Source organism: Oleiphilus sp. HI0125 (assembly GCF_001635355.1).
This window is the reverse complement of record NZ_LWGF01000118.1, coordinates 1-787: the sequence shown is the minus strand read 5'-3', so window position 1 is coordinate 787 and position 787 is coordinate 1. Positions and strand designations below refer to the sequence as shown.

General features: G+C 39.5%; 1 protein-coding gene. It reads left to right on the top strand.

What is annotated here, in order from left to right; translation table 11 throughout:
- Positions 1-254: 254 nt before the first annotated feature.
- Positions 255-787, top strand: a 533-nt coding sequence (locus A3762_RS02060) for a DMT family transporter (protein WP_156493139.1), incomplete at its 3' end; no start/stop codon positions are given.

Here is a 787-nt window from a genome sequence, read left to right as displayed (position 1 = left end):
AGTCTCCAATCCAACGATTTAATTCTCTGTGGCATATGATTTATCCACACTAACTGAATGTCGAAAAAATCGTAATTTATTCAATATATTTGCTGACTGTTATATTCGAAGATTATCATTTTAATTGCAATCCATTGCATTGCGACAGCAAATAGGAAAATAGAGATTTTCAATGGGTACTGCATTCGGTTTCTCATGCCCTGTCGTGCATTTTATTTCACTTATGCCGTTATCACCAAATCTAAGCGAGAAATATGAATAATGATTCAAAAGGGATGTTATACGGTCTGATTGGTATTCTCTCATTTGGTTTGACATTGCCTGTCACGCGCTACGTAATAGAGTATTTTTCTCCGATGTTCATAGGCCTCGGTAGAGCTACCGTGGCTGGTATTTTTGCGGCAGTATTACTCATCATAACGAGGCAATCTGTCCCTTCAAAAGAACAGCTATACAAATTAATTATTGTTGCACTGGGCGTAGTCGTCGGTTTTCCTGTTCTTTCATCCGTTGCAATGCAAACTGTTCCTGCGTCACATGGAGGGGTTGTACTAGCAATACTACCTTTAGCAACTGCTATTGTTGGAGTCGTGATATCCAATGAAAAACCATCATTTGGATTTTGGGTTACAAGTGTTTTAGGAAGCATGCTAGTCGTTATTTATTCAGTACTTAATGGCGCTAATGCTCTTCATTGGGGTGATATTGCGCTATTTTTCGCCGTATTGAGTGCAGCTATTGGCTATTCTGTCGGAGGGTTATTGTCGAAAGAAATCGGTGGCTGGAG